Consider the following 1,363-nt stretch of genomic DNA (forward strand, 5'->3'; position numbering starts at 1 on the left):
TTCATGGCGTATTCCTCCGTATATCCGCCGTGGCGGCGTGTGATGGATGATTCATTATACCGCCCGCCGGGACGGGCCGCAAGAGCGGGCTGTTCCCGCCGCAGAAAAAAGCGGCCGCCCGCAGGCAGCCGCTTTCCAAAAGATACCGTCAGTCCGCCAGATACAGGTCCAGCGCCTGGGCCAGCGCGGAGCGGGAGACATAGGTGACACCGGCCTCCTTCACGCAGGTGCCGTAGACCTCCTCCGTGGTGCCGTCGCTGTTCACCGCGGCGATGGCGCCGCCGGGCATGGCGGTCATCAGCGTCTCCGTGGTCAGGGGGGCAGGCTTCACCATGTCATCGCCATAGGAGACCACGGCGCCCTGCTTCGCGTCCCAGCGGACGCTCATGCCCAGGGCCTCCGCCACCGCCCGGATGGGCAGCAGGGTGTCGCCGTCAGCGGTGGTCTTGGCCTTCTGAGTCGTGGACTGGCCGTTGACGGACACGACGCCGTCCTCCGCCACGCTGATATAGCCCCGATAGCCGTAGGCGAACACCAGCACCTTCTCCGGCGTGCCCTTGGAATCGGACCACACCAGGATGCGGGCGCCGGGACGCAGATCGGCCAGGGTGACAATGTTCTTCGTCAGGTAGGGCGTCAGCTTTGCGGAGGCGGGCACGGTGATCGTGTCATTGCTGCCCGCCACATGCAGCACCGCGGACTCCTCCGTAACGGTGGAGCTGGTGATCTCATAGTACTGGGGCACGGCGTAGTCGGCGGGGATGTTGCCCACGATCAGGCTGGCCGTGGACTGGGGCGGCAGGCTCAGCGCCATGGCGGGGCCAACCCAGGCATAGACGGCGTCCCCGTCCTCCAGCGTCTCCAGGTTCAGGGTGTTGCCGGTGACGGCGTCCAGATAGGGGGCATCCCCCACGTGGACCACCACCGCGTCGCCCAGGCCGTCCTCCTTCCCGCTGTCCAGCAGGAAGGTGTCCTCATCCATCCAAGTGACAGTGCCCCAATAGGCCGCGGGGCCCAGGCGGGCGGGCGCTTCTTCGTCAGCGGTCTCCGCGGCCGCGGCGGGGATCGCCAGCATGGCGGCGCAGAGGATCAGGGACAGGCATTGCAGAATCCGTTTTTTCATTCTCGTTCATCCTTTCCAATGCTTTCGGGGGAGCATCTGCTCCGTTTGCCTGTACTGACGCAGGGCAGCGGGAAAAAGTTCCCGTCCAAGGCAGAATTTTTAACAAATATTTTTGAGGCGCCGCGGAGGGCGCTGTACCCGAGCCTGCGGGCCCCGGCATCCCGGAGCGGCTGGTTTCCCCCGCGGGGCAGTCCACCTCCTGCCCGCGCTGATCCGGCGGGAAATCGCTGGGGCAGGGAC

General features: G+C 66.1%; 1 protein-coding gene. It reads right to left on the reverse strand.

Features of this window, described 5'->3' with window-relative positions; all coding sequences use genetic code 11:
• Positions 1-148 precede the first annotated feature (148 nt).
• On the reverse strand, positions 149-1,123 hold the full coding sequence (locus QVE23_RS10395; RefSeq protein ID WP_025545501.1) for a stalk domain-containing protein: 975 nt from the start codon (positions 1,121-1,123) through the stop codon (positions 149-151).
• Between the last annotated feature and the right edge of the window lie 240 nt (positions 1,124-1,363).

Origin of the sequence: Oscillibacter sp. KLE 1728, from assembly GCF_934833455.1 — a bacterium.
GTDB lineage: Bacteria > Bacillota > Clostridia > Oscillospirales > Oscillospiraceae > Oscillibacter > Oscillibacter welbionis.